Genomic DNA, 23,798 nt, shown 5'->3' with positions numbered 1-23,798 from the left:
CTGCTGCCGAACACGGGATGAACAGCGGTACTGTGCCCGCATGAGCGGCCCGCGGGTGTTCCGGTTGATCCAGCCCGTCGACGACATCGAGGTCGCCGTCGCGTTCTACGCCGCCGTCTTCGGCGACCCCGGCGAGCGGATCGCGGTCAACCGGCACTACTTCACCTGCGGCGGCGTGGTGCTGGCCTGCGTGGAGGCGCCGCTGGAACACCGCGAGCCGCGCCCGCAGCGGGACCCGCGGATCGTCTACCTCGCGGTCGAGGACGTCGAGGAGACGTTCGAGCGGGTGCGGGCCGCCGGGCCGCGCTGGGCCGACGACGCCATCGAGACCCAGTTCTGGGGCGAACGCTCGTTCTACGCCGACGACCCGTTCGGCAACCCGCTCTGCTTCGTCCAAGAGGACACGCTCTACTTGGGCGGCCCCGTCGGCTGAGGGCGCGGGTTCAGCCGGAACGGCATGACGAACCAGAGCACCCCGAAGATCAGCAGGCACAGCACGCCCATGACGACCATGGCGATCCCGCCGTAAACCACCTTGGCGATCAGCGCGACCGTCGAGGTGATCGCCAACGCCAGGCAGACCAGCCCGACCAGCACGAACCGGTTGCCGACGGCCAGGATCCGCTCCCGGCTGCCGGTGCGGAACAGCAGCCGGTGCCACGCCGCGGGCGCGGTCAGCAGCGCCGTGGCCGCCACCGCGAGGGTCACCGCGGACAGGTGCAGCGACTTCTCGAACCCGCTGGCGTCGTGGAACCGGTCGGTGAACACGACCGACAGCAGGAAGCCGAAGAGGATCTGCACCCCGGCCTGCGCGACGCGCAGTTCCTGCAGGAGCTCGCCGACGTTGCGCGTGAGCTGCTCGTTGCGGGTTTCGCCGGTGTGTTCGGGCACGAACTGCACAATAACCGGACCCCGGGGCGGCCACATCCCGGGAATTCGTGACTTTCCCACGAACTCCCGGCCCGTTACCGTCCGAAATGGACTGGTCAGAACCCCCAGGAACGCTCGGGCACCACGCGGATGCGGACGGAGTACTTGGCGTCGAACCCGTCCGCGGTCACGCCGATCCCGGCGTAGCGGGCGCCGTACTTGTCGAGGTACCCGGGTGCCTCCGAAGGCTTGCCCGCCTCGACGTGGGCTGTCCCGTTGACGACGAGGACCGAGCCGCCGTGCTCGTCGCTGTTGAGGTGGAAGCTCACGCCGGGGTTCGCCTCGATGTGCCGGAGCTTCGCGGTGCCGGGCTCGCTGAACACCACGATGTCGTCGCCGTCGAGGACGAACCACACGGGCCGGGGCGCGGGGCGTCCCTTGGACGTGACGGTGGTCAGCCAGGCGATCGGTTCGTCGGCCCGGTCGATGAGCTTCGGTGTGGCCATGTCGGTGCTCCCTGGTCGTCGGGTTGCGCCCCGGGTAACCACGGGGCACCGGCAATTCTTCCCGCTCTACCGCGTCGCGACCCGCCGCTCGTACCGCGTTCCGGCCGCGAGCAGCACCAGCCCCGCGCCGAGGAACGCGCCCACCCTGGCCAGGCCGTCCAGCGCCGCCAGGTCGAACAGCACCAGCTTGAGCACCGCGGCGCCGACCAGGATCAGCCCGGTCACCCGCAGCGCGACGACGTCGATCCCGCGCAGGAGCAGCACGAGCGCCGCGATCGTCCAGGACACCGTGATCAGCGCGTGGCCGAGGAGGAATCCCGGCCGGCCCGCGACCGCCAGCAGTGCCCCGCAAAGCACGACCCCTGCCGCGCCGTAGAGCGCCGAAATCCCGGCGAGCAGCCAGATCGGCAGGTCTTCGGCCGGCCCGCGGAACACCGCCAGGCGCACAGCGGCCCACGGCAGCACGACCGACACGGCGAGGATCAGCGCGGCGACCGCGAGCGCGCCCGCCAGCTCGGCGGCCGAGTGGGCGCGGGGCACGATCAGCAGCGCGGGCGTGACGTCGAAGGCCACGCCGAGCAGGCCGCCGAGCGCCGCGAACCCGAGCGCGGCGGCGAGCGCACCCCGGTTGCGGGCGCCCCCCGCGGCCCCCCCCCCGAGCACACCCGCCCCCCGCAGCCCCCCCGCGCGCCCCCCGCCGGCGAACAGGGGGGCCCGCGCCCGCCGGCTCGCGACCCACCCCCCCCCCCACCCCCCACCGCCCCCGCCGGCCCGGGACCAGGGCCCGGTCCCCCCCTTGCTGGGGGGCCCGCCGGCCGTAGTCACAATCGGGCATCGGGGTGGCAGAGAACCAGCTTCAGCCCGCCGAGCTCATCAGCCGTTCCGCACAAACCGCCACCGATTGACAGCAGCACCATTATCCGGCCCTTGAACCGCATAAGCCCCAGCCGACCCAGACCCGTTCTCGATGGTCAGCAACTTCCCACTGTTGACATTACGGATCTTCGAAGTCCCATCCCCCTGGTCAACCACCGTCCACCGATGATCAGCGGTGCCGTTGTCCGACCACTGGAGAACCCGGGCGTTGTCCGCAGTGGACATGTCCAGAACGCCCAGCACCTTCCCGCTGTTGGCATTCCGGAACCGGACATCACTCCCGTCGGTGATCATCTCCCAGTTGTGATCAGCGGTCCCGCTGTCCGACCACTGCAGCGCCCGGCCACCATCGGCGGTGGACATGTTCTCGACCCCCAGCACCAGCCCGCTCCCCACGTTGACCAGCCGGTACGTCGTCGCACCGGCGCCACCGGTGTTCCAGTACGTGGTGTAGGTGAAGCCCTGAGCGTCGTAGAACGGAACCAAGTTGACGGCCGAGCCGTTCGCGGTGGCGCTGAAGGTCAGCGCGCTGCTGCTGGTCCGGGTGACCGAAGCCGGGTTGAGAGACGGCAGCGTGCTGCCGCTGTAATTACCGGCCAGGACCACCGGGCCGTAGGTGACGGCCGCGACGTTCGCGTTGTCGTTGGCCGCCTTCAGCGCGACCTTCATCGGCAAGCGGACGGTGACGGCGTCCCCGGAGGCCCAGGACCGGGACAAGGTGGCGTAGCTGCCGGGGGTGGTGGCCACGTTCTGCGCGACGCCGTTGACGCTGATGGTCGCCCCGGTGGTCCAGCCGGGAATGCGGATGCGCATCGCCCAGGTCCCGCTGACGCTCCCGGTCACGGTCAGCGTGCTGGTGTCGCTCGCCGGGAACGAGGTGGTCTGGGTGACCGTGATGCCGCGCTGGGTCCAGGTTAGGACCGAGGGCAGGAACAGGTTCACGGTCAACGTCGTGTCGTTGTAGAAGTAGATCGAGTCGGCCAGCTTCGTCTGGGTTTCCAGCCCGGTCCCCTGGCAGCACCAGAACGAGTCGTAGTCGGTGCTCCACGTGCCGCCGCCCCAGGCCGGGCCGAGACCACGGCGGCCGCCCGGATTGAGCGAGCTGAAGTACGTGATGTGCCCGTGGCTGTCGGCCGGGTTCTGCTGGCCGATCATCTGGTTGAGCAGGGCGCGTTCGTAGTAGTCGGCCAGGTCGGCGCGGTCCGGGTACAGCGCGATCAGTTCCCGGGTCAGCTTGAGCATGTTGTAGGTGTTGCAGCTTTCGCACGTGTCCTGGTTCAGGTACGCGGCGATGGCGTTGGGCGCGCGGAAGTGCTCGGCCTGGCTGTTGCCGCCGATGGCGTAGGTGTGCGCACCGACGGTGATGTTCCACGCGTTGGTCGCGATGTCCCGGTACCGGGTGGTGCCCGTGGCCTTGTACTCGCGCGCCGCGCCGATCCACTTCGGAACCTGTGTGTTGGCGTGCAACCCGTTGAGCTGATCCCGGTTCGCCGCCAGCGGGTCGAACACGGCGGCGTGGTCGAACCGCTGCGCGGCGGTCAGCCACCGCGCGTCGCCGGTGTACTGGTAGAGGTCGGCCAGCACGTCGTTCATGCCGCCGAACTCGGTGTTCAGCACCGACTGCAGCTGGCTCGTGCTGAGCCGGGCGGTCCGCCGGTCGACCCAGCCGGCGAGGTTGAGCAGCACGTCGCGGGCCTGCGTGCTGCCGATGTACCGCCACACGTCGAGCAGGCCGGCCATCGTCTTGTGGATGCAGTAGTACGGCACGTTGCCGTTCGACAGCCGCCCGGCCTCGAGGTTGTCGAAGTCGGCCTCGGGGAAACCGGAGAGGTATCCGGCGGAGAACCCCGCGGCACCGTTGTTCGCCTGGCACTTGGCCAGCTCGGCCACCATGGTCGTGGCCTTGTCCCGGCTCGTCGTGTCGCCGGTGACGGCCCACAGCTGCGCCCACGCCGTCAGGAAGTGCCCCTGCACGTGGCTGCGGAACGGGAAGCTCGGCGCGTCCCAGCCGCCGTTGGTGGCCGCACCACCGGTGGAGAGCCGGTGGTTGGCCCGGAAGACGTAGAGCAGCCGGTTTACGTCGACGAACCGCAGGTAGTTCTGCGTCCGGTTCTGGTTGTCCAGCCACCGGCTCGCGGTGAGCCGCACCTGCCCGAGTTCGAACGGGAACACCGACACCCCGGCGTCCGGGCGGACCGGCCCGACGGCCGCGGCGGTGGCCGCCGAAGCGGCGGGCGCCCAGCCGATGGCCGGCCCGGCCGCGGAGACGATGGCGGTGGCTCCGGCGGCTTGCAACAGTCGCCGGCGGCTGAAAGATGAGGTCACCGGGTTCTCCGTTCGTCAGTGGACAGAGGGTGCGCGAGCATGTTAGCGCTAACAATGATTCTTGTCACGACCTTTCCGGACGGGCGGGCATACTGGCGGCTCACCACCGAGGAGGATTTCCGATGCGCAGCGTGACCTATTCGATGTCCGTCTCGCTCGACGGCTACATCGTCGGGCCGGACGGCGGCTTCGACTTCGGCGCGCCCGACGATGAGGTCTTCCGGTTGTCCATGGAGGAGGTCCGCCGCGTCGGCGTCCACCTCCTGGGACGACGGCTGTACGAGACGATGCTGTACTGGGAGGACGTCGACCAGGCCGCACTCGACCCGCTGAGGCGCGAGTTCGCCGCGCTGTGGAACCCGTTGCCCAAGGTGGTGTTCTCCAGCACGCTGACGTCAGTGCGCGGCAACGCCCGCCTGGCCACCGGCACCCTCGCTGAGGAGATCGAGCGCCTGCGGGCCGAACCGGCGGAGGGCTCCATCGCGATCGGCGGCGCGACGCTGGCCGCCGCGGCGGCCGAGGCGGACCTGATCGACGAGTACCTCGCCCGGGTCTACCCGGTGCTCGTCGGCGGGGGCCTCCCGTTCTTCCCGCGGCAGGAACGGCGAGTGGAACTCGAACTCGTCGAAACGCGGCCCGTCGGCCCGCGCGTGGCCTACCTCCGCCACCGCGTGCGGCGCTAGCCGGGAATCGTTTCCCGGAATATCCGGCTCCCTTTCCTGCGTCGGCGGAAGAACTGAAACTTTCATTTCCGGCTGGACGTCCATTCGAAATCCGTGCTACAACCGGAACACCCTTGAGCAGGCGACCCGCGCCGAGGGCCTGAAATTTCCCGTCGGCCGAAGGGTTTCGCATGCCCAGGATCGGATCGTCGTTCCGCGTCTTCGTGACCGCCGCGCTGCTCGCGCTGGCCGTGGGCGGCGCTCCCCCGGGCGCCGCCGCGTCCGAAAGCGCCGCCGCGGCCGGCACGCCGAGTGCCGGCTGCGGCAAGAATCCGACGCTCACCAGCGGCAACCGGACGATCCAGAGCAACGGCAAGAGCCGCAGCTTCATCCTGAAGATCCCCGACACCTACGACAACGCCACTCCGCACCGGCTCGCGTTCGGCTTCCACTGGCTGGGTGGCACCGCCGAACAGGTCGCCTCGGGCGGCAGCGACGGCTACGCCTGGGCCTACTACGGCATGCAGTCGCAGTCGGGCAACAGCACCATCTTCGTGGCACCCCAGGGTCTCAACAACGGCTGGGGCAATTCCGGCGGCGAAGACGTGACCTTCACCGACGACATGGTCCGGCTGATCGAGAACGACCTCTGCGTCGACACGACACAACTGTTCTCCATCGGATTCAGCTACGGCGGCGCGATGAGCTACGCCATCGCCTGCGCCCGGGCGACGGTCTTCCGCGCGGTCGTGGCCATCGCCGCCCCCGGTGCGATCAGCGGGTGCAGCGGCGGCACCCAGCCCATCGCGTACATGGGCATCCACGGGGTGTCGGACAACATCGGCGCCGGCCGGGGACTGCGGGACACGTTCGTCCGGAACAACGGCTGCACCCCGCAGAACGCCCCGGAACCCGCCGCGGGCAGCAAAACCCACTACCTGACCGTCTACTCGGGCTGCCGGACCGGGTACCCGGTGGTCTGGGCGCCGTTCGACGGCGGCCACCAGCAGGGCCCGGTCGACGGCTGCACCGGCTGCGAAAGCGGCGCCCGGAGCTGGGACAAGGCCGAGATCTGGAAGTTCTTCAGCCAGTTCGGCGGCAGCGACCCGAACCCGCCTGCGTCGCCGGTGCAGGTCGGCGTGAACTACTCGCTGGTGGCCGCGCACAGCGGCAAGTCGGCGGACATCAGCGGGGCGTCCACCGCGGCGGGGGCCACGCTGATCCAGTGGGCGTCGCACAACGCGGCGAACCAGCAGTTCGACTTCCTGGCCTCCGCCGACGGCTATTACCGGATCCGCGCCCGGCACAGCGGCCTGGTGTTGCAGGTCGCCGGTTCCGCCTCCGGCGCGGACATCACCCAGCAGCCGGACACCGACACGGCGACCCAGCAGTGGAAGGTCACCGACCAGGGCGGGGGCGCGATCAGCCTGGTGAACCGGGCCAGCGGCCTGGCCATGGACGTCTGGGGCGCCTCCACCGCCGACGGTGCCCGGATTTCGCAGTACGCCGCCTCCGGCGGCACCAACCAGCGGTTCCAGCTCCAGCGCGCCTGAAGATCGGAGAGACGACGATGCCCGACCTGACCCGCAGGCAGGCGATGCGGCTCGGTGCCGCGCTGGTGCCGATCGCGTGGACGGCCACCGCCCGGGCCGGCTCGGCCGCGCCCGCGGATGTCCGGGCGGTGAACGACCTGGCCCTGTGGTACGACAAGCCGGCCGGCACCGAGTGGCTGCGCGCGCTGCCGATCGGCAACGGCAGGCTGGGCGCCATGGTGTCCGGCAACACCGACACCGAACGCCTGCAGCTCAACGAGGACACGGTCTGGGCGGGCGGCCCCCACGACTACAGCAACGCCCAGGGCGCGGGGGCGCTGTCGCAGATCCGGCAGCTGGTGTTCGCCAACCAGTGGACGCAGGCGCAGTCCCTGATCGACCAGAAGATGCTCGGCACCCCGGCCGCCCAGCAGCCGTACCAGCCCGTCGGCACCCTCAGCCTCGCGCTTCCCGGCAACAGCGGGGTTTCCTCGTACCAGCGGTGGCTCGACCTCACCACGGCCACGACGGTCGTCACCTACGTCGCGAACAACGTGCGGTACCGGCGGGAAGTGTTCGCCAGCGCCGCGGACCAGGTGATCGTCCTGCGGTTGACGGCCGAGACGCCCGGCTCGATCTCGTTCTCGGCGTCGCTGGGCACCCCGCAGCGCGCGACGACGTCCAGCCCGAACGGCACCACGATCGCGCTGGACGGAATTTCCGGTGACAGCCGGGGCATCGCGGGTTCGGTCCGGTTCCTCGCCCTCGCCGGGGCGACCGCCGAGGGCGGGAGCACCAGCAGTTCGGGCGGCACGCTGCGGGTGTCCGGGGCCGACGCCGTGACGCTGCTGATCTCGATCGGCACCAGCTACGTCGACTACCGCACGGTGAACGGGGACTACCAGGGCATCGCCCGCTCCCGGCTGGCGGCCGCCCAGGCCCTCCCCCACGACACGCTGCGCGGCCGGCACCTCGCCGACTACCAGAAGCTCTTCGGGCGCACGACCCTCGACCTCGGCCGCACCGCGGCGGCCGACCAGCCGACCGACGTCCGGATCGCCCAGCACAACAGCGTCAACGATCCGCAGTTCGCCGCGCTGCTCTTCCAGTTCGGCCGCTACCTGCTGATCTCCTCGTCCCGGCCGGGCACCCAGCCGGCCAACCTGCAGGGGATCTGGAACGACCAGCTGAACCCGTCGTGGGAATCGAAGTACACCCTCAACGCCAACCTGCCGATGAACTACTGGCCGGCCGACGTCACCAACCTCGCCGAGTGCTACGAACCGGTGTTCGCCATGATCGGCGACCTCGCGGTCACCGGCGCCCGCACCGCGCAGGTCGAGTACGGTGCCCGGGGCTGGGTCACCCACCACAACACCGACGGCTGGCGCGGATCCTCCATTGTGGACTTCGCGCAGGCCGGGATGTGGCAGACCGGCGGGGCGTGGCTCGCCACCATGATCTGGGACCACTACCGGTTCACGGGAGACGTCGAATTCCTGCGCGCCCGCTATCCGCTGCTGAAGGGCGCCGCCCAGTTCTTCCTCGACACCCTGGTGACCGAACCGTCGCTGGGCTACCTGGTCACCAACCCGGCGAACTCCCCCGAACTGAACCACCACGCGAACGCGTCCGTGTGCGCGGGGCCGACGATGGACATGCAGATCCTGCGCGACCTGTTCGACGGCTGCGCGGGCGCGTGCCAGGTGCTGGGCGTGGACGCCACCTTCGCCGACCAGGTCACCGCGGCCCGGCAGCGGCTGGCGCCGATGAAGGTCGGCTCGCGCGGCAACATCCAGGAATGGCTCTACGACTGGGTGGAGACCGAGCAGACCCACCGGCACATTTCGCACCTCTACGGCCTGTACCCGAGCAACCAGATCAGCAAGCGCGGCACGCCCCAGCTGTTCACCGCGGCCCGCCGGACCCTCGAGCTGCGCGGTGACGACGGCACCGGCTGGTCACTGGCCTGGAAGATCAACTACTGGGCGCGGATGGAAGAGGGCGCCAAGGCGCACGACCTGCTCCGGCTCCTCGTGCGGACCGACCGGCTGGCGCCCAACATGTTCGACCTGCACCCGCCGTTCCAGATCGACGGCAACTTCGGTGCGACGTCCGGCATCGCCGAACTGCTGCTGCACAGCCACAACGGCGAGCTGCACCTGCTGCCCGCGTTGCCACCCGCTTGGCCGGCCGGCAGCGTCACGGGCCTGCGCGGCCGCGGCGGCTACACGGTCGGCGCGGCTTGGAGCAGCGGCGCGGCGACGCAGCTCACCATCACGCCGGACCGCGACGGCGACGTCAACGTCCGCAGCCGGATGTTCACCGCGGCCTACGAAGTGCTCGACACCACGAGCGGCGCCGAGGTCCAGCCGGTGACCGTCGAGGCGGACCTGGTCCGCTTCGCGGGCCAGGCGGGCCACACCTACCGCGCCACGTCCCTCGGCGGGCCGCCACCGGTGGTGGAACCCGGGGTGAACTACCGGCTCGTCGCCCAGCACAGCGGCAAATCGGCCGACATCAGCGGCGGCTCCACCGCGGCCGGGGCGGCGCTGATCCAGTGGCAGGCCACCAGCGGGCTCAACCAGCAGTTCGACTTCCTCGCCTCGGACGGCGGTTTCCACCGCATCCGCTCCCGCAGCAGCGGCCTGGTCCTCCAGGTCGCGTCGACCGCCACCGGTGCGGACATCACCCAGCAGCCGGACACCGGAGCGACGACGCAGCAGTGGAAGGTCACCGACCAGGGCGGCGGCGTGGTGAGCCTGGTCAACCGGGCGAGCGGGCTCGCGATGGACGTCTGGAGCGCCTCGACCGCCGACGGCGCCCGCATCTCGCAGTGGACCGTGACCGGCGCCGCCAACCAGCGGTTCCAGCTCCAGCGCGTGTAACCGGCGTCAGGGACGGCGCAGGCCGTTGACCAGGAGCTTCACCAGGTGACGTGCGTCGTAGTACGCCGCCGTCCCCGCGCCGGCGCAGAGACTGCCGACGCCGCGCATCAGCTCGTAGGCGTCCTGGCCGGGGACGATCTCGCCGGCCGCCGCGGCCGCGTCCAGCAGCTGCGTGCACACGGGACCGAGGCGTTCGAGGAAGTAGGCGTGCAGCGGGTCGTAGCAGGCTTCGTCGGACTGCAGCACCGACGCCAGCCCTTGCTTGGTGATGACGAAGTCGACGAACCGGTCGATCCACTCGACGAGGGCCTGGCGCGGCCCCCCGTCTCCGGCGAGCAGCGCGGGACCGGCCTCGGCCAGGGCTTCGACCTGCAGCCGGTACACCGCGAGGATCAGGTCGGCCCGGGTCGGGTAGTGGCGGTAGATGGTCGCCGTGCCCACTCCGGCCCGGGCGGCGATCTCCCGGATCGGCGCTTCGACGCCGGACGTCACGAACACCGCGGCCGCGGCCTCGAGGACGTTCCCGGCGTTGCGCCGCGCGTCGGCGCGCTGCGGCGATTTTGCCGCCGCCGTCCGGGAATCGCTCACGACCGCATGCTACCGGCCCCCACCCGCTCCCCGACGTCCAGCAGCAGCTCGGCCAGCTCCGCGGGCGCGGTGATCATGCAGTCGTGCCCGGCGGCCAGCTCGCGCACGTCCGCGGGCTCGCCGTTCGGCTGCACGGCGGGCACCGGGCGCCGGTCGAACCCGTCGGGCTTCACCGTGCAGTGGATGTGCGTGCGCGGGATCGCGCGCAGCGCCGGGTTGTCCAGCGCGACCGGCTCTTCGAGACACCGGATCGACTGGTCGGACAGCATGGTCCGCAGCCACGCGACGTCCCCGGGATCGGTCACCCCGAACAGGCCGAAGGGCGCGGGCAGCTCGGGCAGCGGCGGGACCCGCCAGCCGGTCCCGAGCATGCTCCGGGTGACCGGCATGACGTCGATCGCGTTCTCCCCGTGGGCGGGCACCATCGCGTCGAGGTACACCAGCCGCGCGATCCGCTCCGGCACCTCGTTGGCCACCGCGGAGATCACCAGGCCGGCGTAGCTGTGCCCGACCAGGACGACGTCGTGCAGGTCCGCCTCGACCAGCAGCCGCACGACGTCGGCGGTGTGCGTGCGGAGCCCGACGTCCGGGTTCAGCAGGTGCTTCGTCTCGCCGTAGCCGGTGAGCGTCGGGGTGAACACCGGCTGCCCGCTCGCCGCCAGCCGCGGCACGACCCGCGCCCAGCACTGCCCGGTGTGCCAGGCGCCGTGGACCAGCACATAGGTGATCGCCATGAAGAGCTCCTTAACTGGGACACTGTCCCGTTTACTGTACGGGACAGTGTCCCACTTAGTCGTGGAGGGTCGGCACGGCTCGCAGCCCGTTGATCGCGATCGTGATGTAGCGCCGCACCGCCGAGGCTCGCGCCGCCGGCGTGGCCGCCTGGATGCCACCGGCGGCCATCAGCACCAGGACGATGTCGTCCAGCGTCGTCTCGGGACGCACCCGGCCCACGTCCTTCGCCCGGCGCACCAGCTCGCCGAGCGACTTCAGCGCCCGTTCGCGGTCGGCGGTGAAGTCGAGCGCGCCGGGGAAGGCCGACACCAGCGCCGCGATGGTCCCCCGGTCCCGGGCGTACAGCTCGCCCAGCCGCTCGATCACCGTGCGCAGGCCCCGCCAGGGGTCCGCGTCGGCGAGGCCGTCGTCGACGACGGCGTAACAGGCACGCAGCCGCTCCGCGAACGCCTCGGCGAACAGCTGTTCCTTGGTCGGGAAATGCCGGTACAGCGTCGCCGGGCCGACGCCGGCGTGCCGGGCGATCTCCCGCATCGGCGCGGTCAAGCCTTCGGCGGCGAACACGGCCCGGGCCGCCTCGAGGAGGCGTTCGCGGTTGTCCCGGGCATCCGATCGCCGGATCCGAGGCAAACGATCGGTCACCCTCTCACTTTAGCCGAAACGGACGGGTGCGTCCGTTACGGTCGCGGCCGATAACCCCGATTCCGCAGGAGATGACCGTGAAAGCAGTGGCCGTGCAGACTTTCGGCGACCCCGGCGGCCTGGCCGTCGTCGACCTCCCCGCCCCGCGGCCGGCCGCCGGTGAGGTGGTGATCACCACCGAGGCGATCGGGGTGGGCGGTGTCGACGCCCTGATCCGCAGCGGCGCGTTCGCCGCGTTCGGCTTCGAAGCCGGTCACGTCCTCGGCGGCGAGGTGGCGGGAACCGTCACCGCGATCGGCGCGGGCGTCGACGAGTCGTGGGCCGGCGCGCGCGTCTGGACCCCGCTCCCCAGCGGCGTGGGCGGCGGGTATGCCGAGCAGGCGGTCGCGCGGGCCACGACGCTGGTGCGGCTGCCACCGGGCGTGTCGGCGGTCGACGCGGTGACGCTCGCGGGTTCCGGGGTGGTGGCGCACTTCGGCCTCCGGCACGCCCACTTCGCGCCCGGCGAATCGGTGCTGGTCCGCGGCGCGGCGGGCGGCATCGGGGTGCTGGCGGTCCAGCTCGCGGCGCGCGGTGGGGCGGGCGCGATCGCGGTCACCACCTCGTCGGCCGAGCGAGGGGCCCGGCTGCGCGCGCTGGGCGCCACCCACGTGCTGGACCGCTCCGGCGAGGGATCCACCGGCTACGACGTCATCATCGACATCGTCGGCGGGGAGGAGCTGCCGTCGTTCTTCGCCCGGCTCAACCCCAACGGCCGCCTGGTCGTGGTGGGGGCGATCGCGGGGCCGCCACCGGCCCGGCTGGCCGCGGACATGTTCCCGGCGTTCCGGAAATCGCTGTCGTTCGCGATGTTCAGCGCCGACTCCGTGTCCGATGCGGACCGGCGCACCGTCGCCGGCGAGCTGCTGGCCGCCGCCGGACGTGGCGAGGTGGCCGCGGTCGTCCACGACGTGCTGCCGCTGGCGCACGCGGAACTCGCCCACCGGCAGCTGGACGCCGGGGCGGTGTTCGGCCGGATCGCGCTCGTCCCCGAGTGAGCTCCGCTCCCGGGGACGAGCGCACGCCCTCACCGCTGGTTGCTGAACGCGGCGTCGAACGCCGCCGACGGCTGGTCGAACAGGTGCTCGCGCACGTACTTCACCGCCTCGGCCGCGCCGCGGAGCCGGTCCATCCCGGCGTCCTCCCACTCCACCGAGATCGGGCCGGCGTAGCCGATCGAGTTCAGTGCCCGGAAGCAGTCCTCCCACGGGACGTCGCCGTGGCCGACGGACACGAAGTCCCAGCCCCGCCGCGGGTCCGCCCAGGCCAGGTGCGAGCCGAGCCTGCCGTTGCGGCCGTCGAAGCGCTTGCGCGTGTCCTTGCAGTCGACGTGGTAGATCCGGTCGGCGAAGTCGAGGATGAACCCGACCGGGTCGAGGTCCTGCCAGACGAAGTGCGACGGGTCCCAGTTCAGCCCGAAGGCGGGCCGGTGGTCGACGGCTTCCAGCGCGCGCTTGGTCGTCCAGTAGTCGTAGGCGATCTCCGAGGGGTGGACCTCGTGCGCGAACCGGACACCCACCTCGTCGAAGACGTCCAGGATCGGGTGCCACCGGCGGGCGAAGTCCGCGTAACCGTCCTCGATGTCCTCGCGGCTGACCGGCGGGAACATCGCCACGTACTTCCAGGTCTTCGACCCCGTGAAGCCGATCACGGTGTCCACGCCGAGCTTCGCCGCGGCCCGTGCCGTATCAGCCATCTCGGCCGCCGCGCGCTGCCGGACGCCCTCGGGTTCGCCGTCGCCCCAGATGCGGGACGGCAGGATCGCCTGGTGCCGGTGGTCGATCGGGTCGTCGCAGACGGCCTGCCCGACGAGGTGGTTGGAGATCGCCCAGACCTTGAGCCCGTGTTCGGCGAGCAGCCGCAGCCGTCCCGGCACGTAGTCCTCTTCGGACAGTGCCCGGTCGACTTCGAAGTGGTCGCCAGAGCAGGCGATCTCCAGCCCGTCGTAACCCCACTCCGCGGCGAGCTTGCAGACCTCGGTGAACGGCAGGTCGGCCCACTGGCCGGTGAACAACGTGACGGGACGGCTCATTTCTCCTCCACCGGAGTCCATTGCGCTTCTGCGGCCGCGCTCGTTTCGACGGCGGCCAGCACCCGCTGGACGCGCAGGCCGTCATCGAAGCTCGGCGCGGGGTCGGTGCCCGCGCCGATGGCGTCCAGGAGGTCGGCGACCTCGTGGGTGAACGTGTGCTCGTAGCCGAGCAGGTGCCCCGGCGGCCACCACGCGCCGACGTACGGGTGCTGCGGTTCGGTGACGAGGATGCGCCGGAACCCGGCTTCGGTCCCGGTGCCCTCGTACCACTGGAGTTCGTTCATCGCCTCGAAGTCGAACGCCAGGCTGGCCTTCGACCCATTGACCTCCAACCGCATGGCGTTCTTGCGGCCCAGCGCGAACCGGGTCGCTTCGAAACTCGCCACGGCTCCCCCGGAAAGCCGGGCCAGGAACAACGCCGTGTCGTCGACGGTCACCGCGTCCGTCCCACCGCTCTCGGACGGCCGCTGCTTCACGAAGGTGTTCGTCAGCGCCGAAACGCCGGTGATCACCTCCCCGGTGACGAACTGGGCCGCGTCGACGATGTGCGCACCCAGGTCGCCGAGCGCCCCCGAACCCGCGGATTCGCGACGCAGCCGCCAGGTCATCGGCGCCTGCGGGTCGGACAACCAGTCCTGCAGGTACACCGACCGCACGTGCCGGATCTCCCCGAGAGCCCCACTCGCCACCAGCTTCCTGGCGTGCGCGAGCGCGGGCACCCGGCGGTAGTTGAACGCGACCATGGCCCGCACCCCGCGCTCACGGGCCCGCCGCGCCGCCTCGGCCATCGCCTCGGCTTCGGCGACCGAGTTGGCCAGGGGCTTCTCGCACAACACGTGCTTCCCCGCCTCCAGCGCGGCGATCGCGATCTCCGCGTGGCTGTCCCCCGGCGTGCAGACGTCGACCAGGCCGACGTCGTCCCGGGCGACCAGCTTCCGCCAGTCGGTCTCGACCGCGTCCCAGCCGAACTTTTCCGCGGCGGCCTTGGCCCGGGCCTCGTCGCGGCCGCCGAGCACGGCGAGTCTCGGCACCAGCGGTGGGTCGAAGAACCGGTGCACGCTGCGCCAGGCGTGCGAATGCACCGCACCCATGAACGCGTGGCCGACCATGCCGATCCCGATGGTTTCCCGTCCCGGGCTCATGCCCCTCCTTCGTTGCGTGCCTTGCGAGAGTCAGGAGTCGAAGCCGACGTCCAGGTACTGGTCCACGTTCTCCTTGGTGACGACCGCCGAGTACGTGGTGATCTCGGCCGGGACGTCGTGCTCGGCGAGATCCCCGATCCCCTTGCCCTGCCCGAGCAGGCGGGCGAGCGCGACCGCCGTGGAAGCCATCGACGGGCTGTAGAGCACGGTCGCCTTGATCGGCGCGGAGTCCGCCTTGATCAGGTTCATCATGTTCTTCGAACCGGCCCCGCCGACCATGATGAACTCCTTGCGGCCCGCGGTGTCGATCGCCGCGTTGACGCCGATGCCCTGGTCGTCGTCGTGGTTCCACAGGGCGTCCAGCTTGGGCGCGCCCTGGAGCAGGTTCGCGGTCTGCTGCTCCCCCGACTCCGAGGTGAACTGCGCCGAGACGCGCGGACCGACCTTGAACCCGACCCGGCCCAGCGCGTCCGCGAAGCCCTTGCTGCGTTCCTGGGTGAGCGGCAGCGAGTCGATCCCGGCGACCTCGCCGATGATCGGGTTCGCCACGTTCTTCTTCTTGAGCTCCGCGGCGAGGTAGTTGCCCGCGTTGACGCCCATCCGGTAGTTGTCGCCACCGATCCACGTTCGGTACGCCAGCGGCGTGTCGAAGATGCGGTCGAGGTTGATCACCGGGATACCGGCGTCCATCGCCTGCCGGCCGACCGCGGTGAGCGCCTTGCCGTCGAAGGGCAGGATCACCAGGACGTCGACCTTCGCGTTGATCAGCGTCTCCACCTGGGAGATCTGCTGGTTGACGTCGTTGGTGCCCTCGGTGGCGGTGAACTTCACCTCGCTGAACTTCTGCGCCTGGGCCTTGGCGTTCTTGGTGATCGCCGCGATCCAGCCGTGGTCGGCGGCCGGCGCGGAGAAGCCGATGGTGATCGGCTTGCCCGGCTGGGCGTTGCTGCCCGCATCGGCGACCGGCGCGTTCGACGCCGAGTTCGCCGGCGTGTTCGACGTGCAGCCGGCCAGCACCGCACCGGCGCCGACGGCGGCCCCGCCCAGCAGGAATCCCCGGCGGCCGAGGAAGGGTTGTCCGGCCATGATGACCTCCATCGGTGGTGAACTAACTCCCGGTCCTGGCTTTCCCGGCCCGGAACTGCAAGAGCACGGCGAGCACGATGATCACGCCCTTGGCGATGTTCTGGATGTCGGTGTCCAGGTTGTTCAGCGTGAAGATGTTCGACAGCACCGTGAAGATCAGCACGCCGACCAGCGTGCCGATGAGCGAGCCGCGGCCGCCGGTCAGCAGCGTGCCGCCGATGACCACCGCCGCGATCGCGTCGAGTTCGTAGAACATGCCGTTGGTCGACGCGCCCGCCGTCGTCCGCGCGACGACCATGAGCGCGGCGATCCCGCAGCAGAGCCCGGCCACGCCGTAGACGAGCGCGAGGTGCCGCTTGACGTTGATGCCCGCCAGCCGCGACGCCTCGATGTTGCCGCCGACCGCGTACGTGCGGCGGCCGAAGGTGGTGCGGTTGAGCACGACCCAGCCGACCGCGAACACCAGCGCGAACAGCCAGATCAGCGTGGGGATGCCGAGGAAACCGCCGCGGAAGAAGGCCAGGAAGTCCTGGTCGGCGACGACCTGGGTGCGCCGGCCGCTGATCCGCTCGGCGAGCCCGCGCGCCGAGACGTACATCGCCAGGGTGGCGATGAACGGCACGACCTTCCCGTAGGCGACGAGCACGCCGTTGACCAGCCCGCAGCCGAGGCCGACCGCCAGTCCGCAGAGGACCATCACCCACGGGCCGTACGACTGGGTCGCCAGCGTGGTGAGCCAGACGCCGGCCAGGCCGACCATCGAGCCGACCGACAGGTCGATGCCGCCGCTGATGATCACGAACGTCATCCCGACGCTGACCACGCCGATCGCCGCGGCCAGCCGCAGGATCGTCGAGATGTTGCTTTCGGTGAAGAACAGCTCGGGCCGGGTGAACTGGCCGACCAGGCACAGCACGACGAGCACGCCGGCCAGGCCGAGCAGCCGCGGATCGGCGGCGAAGGCGAACCGCTTCCGTTCGGTGGGCAGCGCTTCCTGGGGCGGTGCTTGGGTTTCGGTCATGCCGCGCTCCCCTCGAGAATCACGTCGAGCACCTCGGCCTCGGTCAGTCCCGTCGAGCGCCGGTCGGCGAGGACGCGGCCCTCGCGCAGCACCAGCACCCGGTCGGACAGCCCGAGCACCTCGGGGATCTCACTGGACACCAGCACGATCGCGACGCCGGTGGCGGCCAGCTCGTCGATCAGCCGGTACAGCTCGGCGCGGGCGCCGACGTCGACCCCGCGCGTCGGCTCGTCGAGCAGCAGCACCCGGCACCCGCGGACCAGCCACCGCGCGAGCACCGCTTTCTGCTGGTTGCCACCGGAGAGCGTGCGGACGATCCGCCGCGGGTCGGCGGGCCGCAGGTCGAGGCGGCGCAGGCTCGTGCCGGCGTCGGCCAGTTCCTTGCCGCGCTCGGTGAACCCGAGCTTCGCGTAGCGGCCGAGGCTGGCCAGGGTCACGTTGTGCACCACCGGCAGGTCGAGCAGCAGGCCCTGGCTCTTGCGTTCCTCGGGCGCGAGGCCGATCCCGGCCTTCACGGCGGCTCGGACGTTGCCGGTGCTCAAGGGTTTCCCCTGCACGGTGATGGTGCCGGAGTCGGCCTTGCGCGCGCCGAAGATCGTCTCGAGCAGTTCGCTGCGGCCCGAGCCGACCAGCCCGGCGATGCCGACGACCTCGCCGGCGTGGACGGTGAAGCTCACGTCCTCGAACTCGCCTTGCCGGGAGAGGTGCTCGACCGCGAGGGCGGTCTCCGGCCGGGCGTGGCCGTCGTGGCGCGGCCCGAAGACCGTCTCCACCTTGCGCCCGGCCATCAGCGCGACGAGGTCGGCGGTCGGTGTCGCGGCGGCGTCGAGGCCGGTGCCGACGGTCCGGCCGTCCTTGAGCACGGTCACCCGGTGCCCGATCCGGCGCAGCTCTTCGAGCCGGTGCGAGATGTAGACGACCGCGACGCCGCCGGCGGTCAGCTCGCCGACGATCCGGAAGAGGTTGTCGACCTCCTCGCCGGCCAGCGCGGCGGTGGGTTCGTCCATGACGAGCAGCCGGGCGTCGTGGGCGAGTGCGCGGGCCATCGAGACGAGCTGCTGCCCGGCGGCGGAGAGTCTGCCGACCTCGGTCGAGGGCCGGATGTCCGGGTGCCCGAGCCGGGCCATCAGGCGGGCGGCCTCGACGCGGGCCTGGGAGATCCGGGTGAACCCGAAGCGGGCGCGTTCGCGGCCGAGGAAGATGTTGTCCGCCACCGAAAGCCCGGGCACCAGGTCGAGCTCCTGGTACATGGTGGCGATGCCCAGCCGCAGGGCATCGACCGGCGAACCGAGTTCGACGCGCTCGCCGGCCCAGGTCAGCTCCCCCTCGTCCGGCCGGTGCGCGCCGGAGAGGACCTTGATCAGCGTCGACTTCCCCGCGCCGTTCTGGCCGAGCAGGCAGTGCACCTCGCCGGGCTCGACGTCGAGGTCGACGCCGTCGAGGGCCCGGACGCCGGGGAACGTCTTCACGATCCCGCGGACGGACAGCAGGCTCATGCGCACACCTCGCCGGCGCTCGGTGCCGCCTGAGCCGGAAGCGGGGCCGCCAGGTGCGCGGCGCCCCGCAGCGGGCACGCAGGCCGAGCCCGGACGCCACGCCGAGTTCGTGGACCGCCGTCACCGCCCGCTGGTAGCCGGATGCGGTCCTTGAGGAGCGCGACGCGGCCTTCGACGCCGGGAGCCGGATCGTGCAGCGGGTCGCCCGGGCCCGCGGCCGCGCGCAGGACCGCGGCCAGGTTCGCCTTCGTCTCCAGGCACCCCGTCCGCCCGCAGGGACACCGCTCGCCGGACGGGTCGACGGCGATGTGCCCGACTTCCCCGGCGAAACCGCGCGCGCCGCGCAGGATCGTGCCGCCGGAGACGAACCCGCCGCCGACGGCCGTTCCGCCGCTGCGCAGCGCCCGCAGGACCGCGGCCAGCTTCGCCGTACGCGGGCTCGCCGAGCCGGCTCGCCTCGTTTCGGTGACGGCCACGGTGCCCCCATCTTGCGCTGGCTACTGAACGCACTTTGTCGCCCAGGCAGCGAAAGTAGGGTGACCCGCATCACTCGTCAAGGTGACACCGGGACGTTAAGTCGGGTTTTCACCCGGATAGACGTGCCAAACCGGACAGACTTTCGATCACTGCATGCAAAAGTCTGTCCAGTTTCGACGTTACACACCGGACACGTTCAGCAACTCTGAGTAGACGGACGTGTTCAGCTGCTGAGCGTGAAAGCCCGGTCCGTGGCCGACCAGGCGGCCCCGATCACGCCCGCCGTCTCGCCGAGTTCGGATAGGACGATCGGGAGGTTGCCGGTGGCCAGCGGCAGGGAGCGGCGGTACACCGCACTGCGGACCTCGGCGAGCAGCTGGTGCCCGAGCTGGGCCACGCCGCCGCCGATCACCACCATGCCCGGGTTGATGAAGCAGACGAGCGAGGCGATGACCTGGCCGAGCCGCCGGCCGCCGTCGCGGATGAGGTTGACCGCGCCGGCGTCGCCCGCCGCGGCGGCCCCGCCGACGTCTCGGGCGGTGACCGCCCCGCGTGCGGCGGCCGCCTCGGCCAGGTGCGCCGACCGGCCGCTGCGCGCCAGGGCCAGCCCGTCGCGGGCCAGCGCGGCCCCGCCGAAGTAGGCCTCCAGGCAGCCGACCTCGCCGCACGCGCAGGTCGGGCCGAAGTCGTCGAGCCGGATGTGCCCGATGTCGCCCGCCGTGCCGGCGACCCCGCGGTAGACCTTGCCGCCGAGCACGATCCCGCAGCCGATCCCGGTGCCGATCTTGACGAACATCAGGTCGTCGGTCGAGCGCGCGACCCCGGCGTGCCGCTCGCCGAGCGCCATCGCGTTGACGTCGTTGTCCACCGCGACCGGGCAGCCCCAGTGGCCGCCGAGGTGGTCCCGGACGTTGAACCGGTCCCAGCCCGGCATGATCGGCGGCGCGACGGCCATCCCCTCGGCGAAGCTGACCGGACCCGGCAGCCCGATGCCGGCCGCGATCAGCCGGCCGGGCGCCTCGTCGCGGATCTTCGCCGCGAGCTCGGCCACCCGCCGCAGCACCGGGTGCGGCCCCTGCCGCACATCGCCGTCCTCGACCGTGTGCGCGAGCACCTCGCACGAGGCGTCGGTGACCGCCACCCCGACCGACGTCGCGCCGACGTCCACCGCGAGCACCCGCAGCTCGCCGGCGAGCCGGACCAGCGTCGAGCGCCGCCCGCCCCGGCTGGCCGAGGGCCCCGCGGCCTCGACGAGCCCGACCTCGGCGAGCCGGGCCACCTCGGCGCCCACCCGGGCGCGCGGCAGTTCGAGCCGCTCCCCCAGCTCGACCCGCGACATCGGGCCGTCGTCGCGGAGCAGGGTCAGCAGCCGGGTCTGGTGCCGGGTTTCGACCATCGACTGCTCCGGGGTGGATACCGTGCTCATTCGCCTCAGCCTACTGCGTCGGAACCGGTGCCCGGCCGGCTGACGCCGGTGACCGGAGGTCCGTGTGGGGGTCACCCGAGCCGGTGCCATGCGCCGCGAACCCGTTCGACCGCGCCGGTTCCGGGGCAGCCTCCCGCCATCACGAACCGGCTCTACGACAGGAGGATCGCCATGCGACGGATCACGGCCGCGCTGGGTGCGTTGGCGTTGACGACCGGAGTCCTCATCGGCACGACGGCAACCGCCTCGGCCCAGGCGGAAAGCTGGCCGGTGGGGACCTGCGTCGGCAGCTCTTTGGAGATGTTCGCGGTGACGGGTTTGTGCGTCGTTCCCCGGAACTTCCCGGTGCTCACCAGCCCGGCCACCTGACGAGCCCGGCGGGGCGGTCGTGGCCATCGAGGCCCGGCCGCCTCACCGCACCGGCACCGGAAAGTCCGGCAGGGTGAGCGCCGAGTGCTCCGGCCGGGGCGTGCGCCGCCGTGCCGTGGTGAGCTGGCGGAGCGCGGTGTTGCGGCGTTCCAGGGCTTCCGCCGTCGCGGGGAACAGTGTCGCCTGGCCTTCGCTCACCAAGGCCTGGTTGGCTTCGGCGAAGCCCCGCAACCGGTTCTCGTAGGCGGCGAAGGCCGCCGTGTGGTCGGGGATGGTCGCGAGCGCGTGGCCGAGCAGGTACGCGCCCGCGAGGGCGAGGCTGGTGCCCTGCCCGGTCAGGAACGACGGCGCGTGGGCGGCGTCGCCGACGAGCGCGACGCGGCCCTCCGACCAGCGCGGCAGGTGGATCTGGCTGATCACGTCGACAAACAGGTCGTCGGCTTCGCGCATCGCCGCGACCATGCGCGGGATTTCCCAGCCCTCGCCCTCGAAGGTGCCGGCGATCAGGTCGCGCTGGGATTCGGGGTCGCGGAACGCCTCCAACGGCGGCTCCGGCCGGGCGGAGACCAGGAATCCGTGGAGTTCCTCGCTGTCGAGGACCGCGTACAGTGCCGCTCCCTTGCCGGGCGTGCTCCACGCGAGCCCCTCGCGGAAGAGCCCGAAGTCGTTGGGCATGGTGAAGCCGGCGAAGCAGTAGCCGAGGTAGTGGTGGAACGGTGCCTCGTCGCCGAAGACGAGCTCCCGGGTCCGGGAGTGCAGGCCGTCGGCGCCGATCACCAGGTCGTAGGTGTCCCGGTGGCCGCTGCGGAAGGCGACGTCGACGCCGTCGGCGTGGTCGGTGAGAGTCTCGACCGTGTCACCGAACCGGACCTCGGCGTCGTCGCGCACCAGGTCGTACAGCGTCCGGATCAGGTCGCCCCGGCGGACCTCGAGGTCTTCGCCTTCGACGCCGCCGATGATGTCGTCCGGGGCCACGGCCGCGATTTCGCTGCCGTCGGCGTCGAGGAAGGTCAGCCGCCGCGTCGAGATGTGCAGGTCCCGCAGGCGGGGCAGGATCCCCATCCGTTCGACGGCGTCCAACGCCGTACCGCGGACGTCGATGGGATAGCCGCCGACCCGGAGTTCGGGGGCCTTCTCCACGATCGTGACCGCGAAGCCGGCCCGCTGCAGCCAAAAGGCCAGGGCCGGGCCGGCGATGCTGGCACCCGAAATCAACACCCTCTTCATGAGATCTCCCATAGCTAAGTTAGGTATCCAAATTCGAAGTGCGACAATGCGCGTGATCAACCCCCGACCAGACTGACTATATACCTAAGTTAGCTATCTAAGAGGTGTGATGGCCGCCACAGAAGCGGGCGACGGGTCCGACCTGCGCGCCGTGCTGCCCCGGATCCTGCAGCTGGGCACCCTGATGAACCGCAGCGGCCTCGGCGAGCGGGCGATGAAGCGGATCGGGGCCGACCTCGACCGGCCCGGGCTCTCGATCATCCTCGCCCTGCACCTGACCGGGAAGGCGATGCGCGTCGGGGAGATCGCCGACCGGATGCAGGTCGCCGGGCCGCACGTCACGCGGCACCTGCACGTGCTCGAACGACGGCGGCTCGTGCGCGGCCTGGCCGACCCCGACGACCGGCGCGCCCGGCTGGTCGAGCTGACCCCCGACGGCGCCGAGATCGCCGACCGCTACGTCTCCACGCTGCTCGGCTGGTTCGGCGACGCGTTGGCCGGCTGGGCGCCGGAGGACCGCCGCACCTTCTACGACCTGCTCCTCCGGTTCACCGACGACCTCGCGGCCTTCCTGTCGGCGATCGGCGAAGAGGACTGACGGCCGGCGGTCCCCGGCCCGCCTCAGCCGCAGCCGCCGACGAAGTCCACAACGGACTCCGCGAACAGCTCCGGCTCCTCGAGGTGCCCGAAGTGACCGCTGTGCTCCAGCACGACCAGGCGCGCACCGGGGATGAGCTCGTGCAGCTCGCGCGCCCAGCGGGGACCGCAGATCACGTCGTACCGGCCGCCGATCACCAAGGCCGGCACGGTCAGCGCGCCGAGCGCGGCCCGGTCGTCGATGGTGTCCGGCACGAGGTCGGCGGCCAGCCCGGAGATGTGCGTGCCGCGGGTGGTCGCCCGCAGCGGCGCGAATTCCGCCTCGCGGCCCCAGTAGTCGGCGAAGTACGCCGGCAGCAGCCCACGCAGGGCGGCGTTCATCTCGTCGTCGTCCGAAATCGACGCGGTCGCCTGCAAAGCGGCCAGCACCTCGGGCAGCTCGGGCCGATCGGCGTTGCGGCGGGCGAACTCCGCGACGTTGCGCTGGGCTTCGGCGCCGTGTTCCGGTCCGGTGACCGGGGCGCTCCCGTACAGCACCACGCCGGCGACGCGGTCCGCGTGGTGCAGCGCGAAGTACTGCGCGACGAACCCGCCGTGCGAATGGCCGAGGAGGTACGGCGCGGCGACGCCGAGGTGGTCGAGCAGCGCGAGCAGGGCGCGGGCGTGGCGTTCGCGGGGGTAGCCGTGCGGGTGGGACGCCGGCCGCCCGGAGCCACCGGTGCCGATCGGCTCGACGTAGACCGTGGTCAGGTGCGGTTCGAGCGCCGGCAGCCGGAGGAGGCCCAGTCCCCGCCGGGGAGCACGACGCACACGGGACCGTGGCCGTGCACGTGGTAACGCTGGCGGACGCCGTCGAGCTCGACGGTGTGGGTGCCGATGTCCATGTGGTTTCTCCGAAATCCGTGGGGTGGGACACCGGCACGATGGGGTCGCCGACGGGAAGTTCGACCGGCCGGGCATGGCGTGCGTCACAGCTCGCTCCGGGTGGGAAGATCGACTGCGTGAGCCCCCTCGAGATCGAGCTGGCGCGCAGCGCACAGGCCGGGAGCGCGAGCGCGCTGGGTATGCTGCTCGCCCGGCACCAGGCCGGCATGCGTGCGGTGGCGCTGAGCATCCTCGGCTACGGGCCGGACGCCGAAGACGCCGTGCAGGACGCCGTCCTGATCGCCTTGCGCCGGATCGGCACCCTGCGGTCCGCAGCCGCCTGAACCAGGCGCGGGCGAAGCTGGCCGAAGCCCTGCCGGCCACGGCGGACGAGGCCT

The 23,798-nt window shown here is 71.4% G+C and carries 24 protein-coding genes; 8 read left to right on the top strand and 16 right to left on the bottom strand.

The window, feature by feature from the left end:
• Positions 1-40: 40 nt before the first annotated feature.
• Complete coding sequence (locus tag ISP_RS21100; protein ID WP_013230691.1) at positions 41-433, top strand: VOC family protein; 393 nt, start codon at positions 41-43, stop codon at positions 431-433.
• On the opposite strand, the gene ISP_RS21095 is transcribed toward ISP_RS21100, so the two are convergent.
• The 4 genes from ISP_RS21095 to ISP_RS21080 form a co-directional block, all read right to left on the bottom strand.
• On the bottom strand, positions 409-891 hold the full coding sequence (locus tag ISP_RS21095; RefSeq protein ID WP_230468651.1) for a DUF6328 family protein: 483 nt from the start codon (positions 889-891) through the stop codon (positions 409-411). The two genes, ISP_RS21100 and ISP_RS21095, sit on opposite strands and share 25 nt — an antisense overlap.
• A 95-nt stretch (positions 892-986) precedes the next feature.
• Entirely contained in the window at positions 987-1,376 is a 390-nt protein-coding gene (locus ISP_RS21090; protein ID WP_013230693.1) for a TIGR03667 family PPOX class F420-dependent oxidoreductase, read from the bottom strand.
• 66 nt (positions 1,377-1,442) lie between these two features.
• On the bottom strand, positions 1,443-2,039 hold the full coding sequence (locus ISP_RS21085) for a DUF2339 domain-containing protein (RefSeq protein WP_414731842.1): 597 nt from the start codon (positions 2,037-2,039) through the stop codon (positions 1,443-1,445).
• A gap of 210 nt (positions 2,040-2,249) precedes the next feature.
• Positions 2,250-4,577: a beta-L-arabinofuranosidase domain-containing protein gene (locus tag ISP_RS21080; RefSeq protein ID WP_013225837.1), complete on the bottom strand. Its 2,328-nt coding sequence runs from the start codon at positions 4,575-4,577 to the stop codon at positions 2,250-2,252.
• Positions 4,578-4,699: 122 nt separating this feature from the next.
• Between ISP_RS21080 and ISP_RS21075 the strand changes: the two genes are divergently transcribed.
• From ISP_RS21075 to ISP_RS21065, 3 genes are all read left to right on the top strand, one after another.
• Positions 4,700-5,260, top strand: coding sequence for a dihydrofolate reductase family protein (locus ISP_RS21075; protein WP_013225836.1), 561 nt, complete (start codon positions 4,700-4,702; stop codon positions 5,258-5,260).
• A gap of 170 nt (positions 5,261-5,430) precedes the next feature.
• Positions 5,431-6,792, top strand: a complete 1,362-nt coding sequence (locus tag ISP_RS21070; protein WP_013225835.1) for an RICIN domain-containing protein — start codon at positions 5,431-5,433, stop codon at positions 6,790-6,792.
• Between the two features lie 17 nt (positions 6,793-6,809).
• Positions 6,810-9,659: a glycosyl hydrolase family 95 catalytic domain-containing protein gene (locus ISP_RS21065; RefSeq protein ID WP_013225834.1), complete on the top strand. Its 2,850-nt coding sequence runs from the start codon at positions 6,810-6,812 to the stop codon at positions 9,657-9,659.
• 6 nt (positions 9,660-9,665) lie between these two features.
• On the opposite strand, the gene ISP_RS21060 is transcribed toward ISP_RS21065, so the two are convergent.
• Genes ISP_RS21060 through ISP_RS21050 form a run of 3 tightly spaced genes read right to left on the bottom strand, consistent with a single transcriptional unit; the run spans position 9,666 to position 11,624 of the window.
• Positions 9,666-10,247 (bottom strand): TetR/AcrR family transcriptional regulator, encoded by a 582-nt coding sequence (locus tag ISP_RS21060; RefSeq protein ID WP_013225833.1) that lies wholly within the window; start codon positions 10,245-10,247, stop codon positions 9,666-9,668.
• Entirely contained in the window at positions 10,244-10,981 is a 738-nt protein-coding gene (locus tag ISP_RS21055; protein ID WP_013225832.1) for an alpha/beta hydrolase, read from the bottom strand. Before ISP_RS21055 ends, ISP_RS21060 begins: the two co-directional genes overlap by 4 nt.
• A gap of 55 nt (positions 10,982-11,036) precedes the next feature.
• Positions 11,037-11,624: a TetR/AcrR family transcriptional regulator gene (locus ISP_RS21050; RefSeq protein WP_230468874.1), complete on the bottom strand. Its 588-nt coding sequence runs from the start codon at positions 11,622-11,624 to the stop codon at positions 11,037-11,039.
• Positions 11,625-11,710: 86 nt separating this feature from the next.
• On the opposite strand from ISP_RS21050, the gene ISP_RS21045 reads away from it, so the two are divergent.
• Entirely contained in the window at positions 11,711-12,661 is a 951-nt protein-coding gene (locus ISP_RS21045; RefSeq protein ID WP_013225830.1) for a zinc-binding dehydrogenase, read from the top strand.
• A 29-nt stretch (positions 12,662-12,690) separates the two neighbouring features.
• Here ISP_RS21045 and ISP_RS21040 read toward each other — a convergent pair whose 3' ends face one another.
• From ISP_RS21040 to ISP_RS21010, 7 genes are all read right to left on the bottom strand, one after another.
• Positions 12,691-13,695 (bottom strand): sugar phosphate isomerase/epimerase family protein, encoded by a 1,005-nt coding sequence (locus ISP_RS21040; protein ID WP_013225829.1) that lies wholly within the window; start codon positions 13,693-13,695, stop codon positions 12,691-12,693.
• Positions 13,692-14,837: a Gfo/Idh/MocA family protein gene (locus ISP_RS21035; protein ID WP_013225828.1), complete on the bottom strand. Its 1,146-nt coding sequence runs from the start codon at positions 14,835-14,837 to the stop codon at positions 13,692-13,694. The genes ISP_RS21040 and ISP_RS21035 overlap by 4 nt, the downstream gene beginning before the upstream one ends.
• Before the next feature lie 30 nt (positions 14,838-14,867).
• Positions 14,868-15,935, bottom strand: a complete 1,068-nt coding sequence (locus ISP_RS21030) for a substrate-binding domain-containing protein (protein WP_013225827.1) — start codon at positions 15,933-15,935, stop codon at positions 14,868-14,870.
• 10 nt (positions 15,936-15,945) lie between these two features.
• Positions 15,946-16,944, bottom strand: coding sequence for an ABC transporter permease (locus ISP_RS21025; RefSeq protein WP_013225826.1), 999 nt, complete (start codon positions 16,942-16,944; stop codon positions 15,946-15,948).
• On the bottom strand, positions 16,941-18,440 hold the full coding sequence (locus ISP_RS21020) for a sugar ABC transporter ATP-binding protein (RefSeq protein WP_013225825.1): 1,500 nt from the start codon (positions 18,438-18,440) through the stop codon (positions 16,941-16,943). Before ISP_RS21020 ends, ISP_RS21025 begins: the two co-directional genes overlap by 4 nt.
• Complete coding sequence (locus ISP_RS21015) at positions 18,437-18,916, bottom strand: ROK family protein (protein ID WP_013225824.1); 480 nt, start codon at positions 18,914-18,916, stop codon at positions 18,437-18,439. Before ISP_RS21015 ends, ISP_RS21020 begins: the two co-directional genes overlap by 4 nt.
• 224 nt (positions 18,917-19,140) lie before the next feature.
• A complete protein-coding gene (locus ISP_RS21010) occupies positions 19,141-20,313 on the bottom strand; it encodes an ROK family transcriptional regulator (protein WP_034285327.1) in 1,173 nt (390 codons plus the stop codon).
• Positions 20,314-20,514: 201 nt separating this feature from the next.
• Here ISP_RS21010 and ISP_RS21005 point away from each other — a divergent pair, with 201 nt between their 5' ends.
• Positions 20,515-20,712: a hypothetical protein gene (locus ISP_RS21005; RefSeq protein ID WP_176742227.1), complete on the top strand. Its 198-nt coding sequence runs from the start codon at positions 20,515-20,517 to the stop codon at positions 20,710-20,712.
• A gap of 42 nt (positions 20,713-20,754) precedes the next feature.
• Here ISP_RS21005 and ISP_RS21000 read toward each other — a convergent pair whose 3' ends face one another.
• The gene (locus tag ISP_RS21000; protein WP_013225821.1) at positions 20,755-21,939 is read right to left on the bottom strand and encodes an FAD-dependent monooxygenase; all 1,185 of its coding nucleotides are present in this window, start codon (positions 21,937-21,939) and stop codon (positions 20,755-20,757) included.
• Between the two features lie 109 nt (positions 21,940-22,048).
• Here ISP_RS21000 and ISP_RS20995 point away from each other — a divergent pair, with 109 nt between their 5' ends.
• On the top strand, positions 22,049-22,537 hold the full coding sequence (locus ISP_RS20995; protein ID WP_013225820.1) for a MarR family winged helix-turn-helix transcriptional regulator: 489 nt from the start codon (positions 22,049-22,051) through the stop codon (positions 22,535-22,537).
• 23 nt (positions 22,538-22,560) lie between these two features.
• On the opposite strand, the gene ISP_RS20990 is transcribed toward ISP_RS20995, so the two are convergent.
• Entirely contained in the window at positions 22,561-23,346 is a 786-nt protein-coding gene (locus ISP_RS20990; protein WP_013225819.1) for an alpha/beta fold hydrolase, read from the bottom strand.
• A gap of 191 nt (positions 23,347-23,537) precedes the next feature.
• Between ISP_RS20990 and ISP_RS20985 the strand changes: the two genes are divergently transcribed.
• On the top strand, positions 23,538-23,744 hold the full coding sequence (locus tag ISP_RS20985; protein ID WP_230468873.1) for an RNA polymerase sigma factor: 207 nt from the start codon (positions 23,538-23,540) through the stop codon (positions 23,742-23,744).
• Positions 23,745-23,798: the final 54 nt, after the last annotated feature.

Source organism: Amycolatopsis mediterranei (genome assembly GCF_026017845.1).
GTDB classification, from domain to species: Bacteria; Actinomycetota; Actinomycetes; order Mycobacteriales; family Pseudonocardiaceae; genus Amycolatopsis; species Amycolatopsis mediterranei.
The sequence above is the reverse complement of the archived record's forward strand: the minus strand, read 5'-3'. Positions and strand labels throughout refer to the sequence as shown.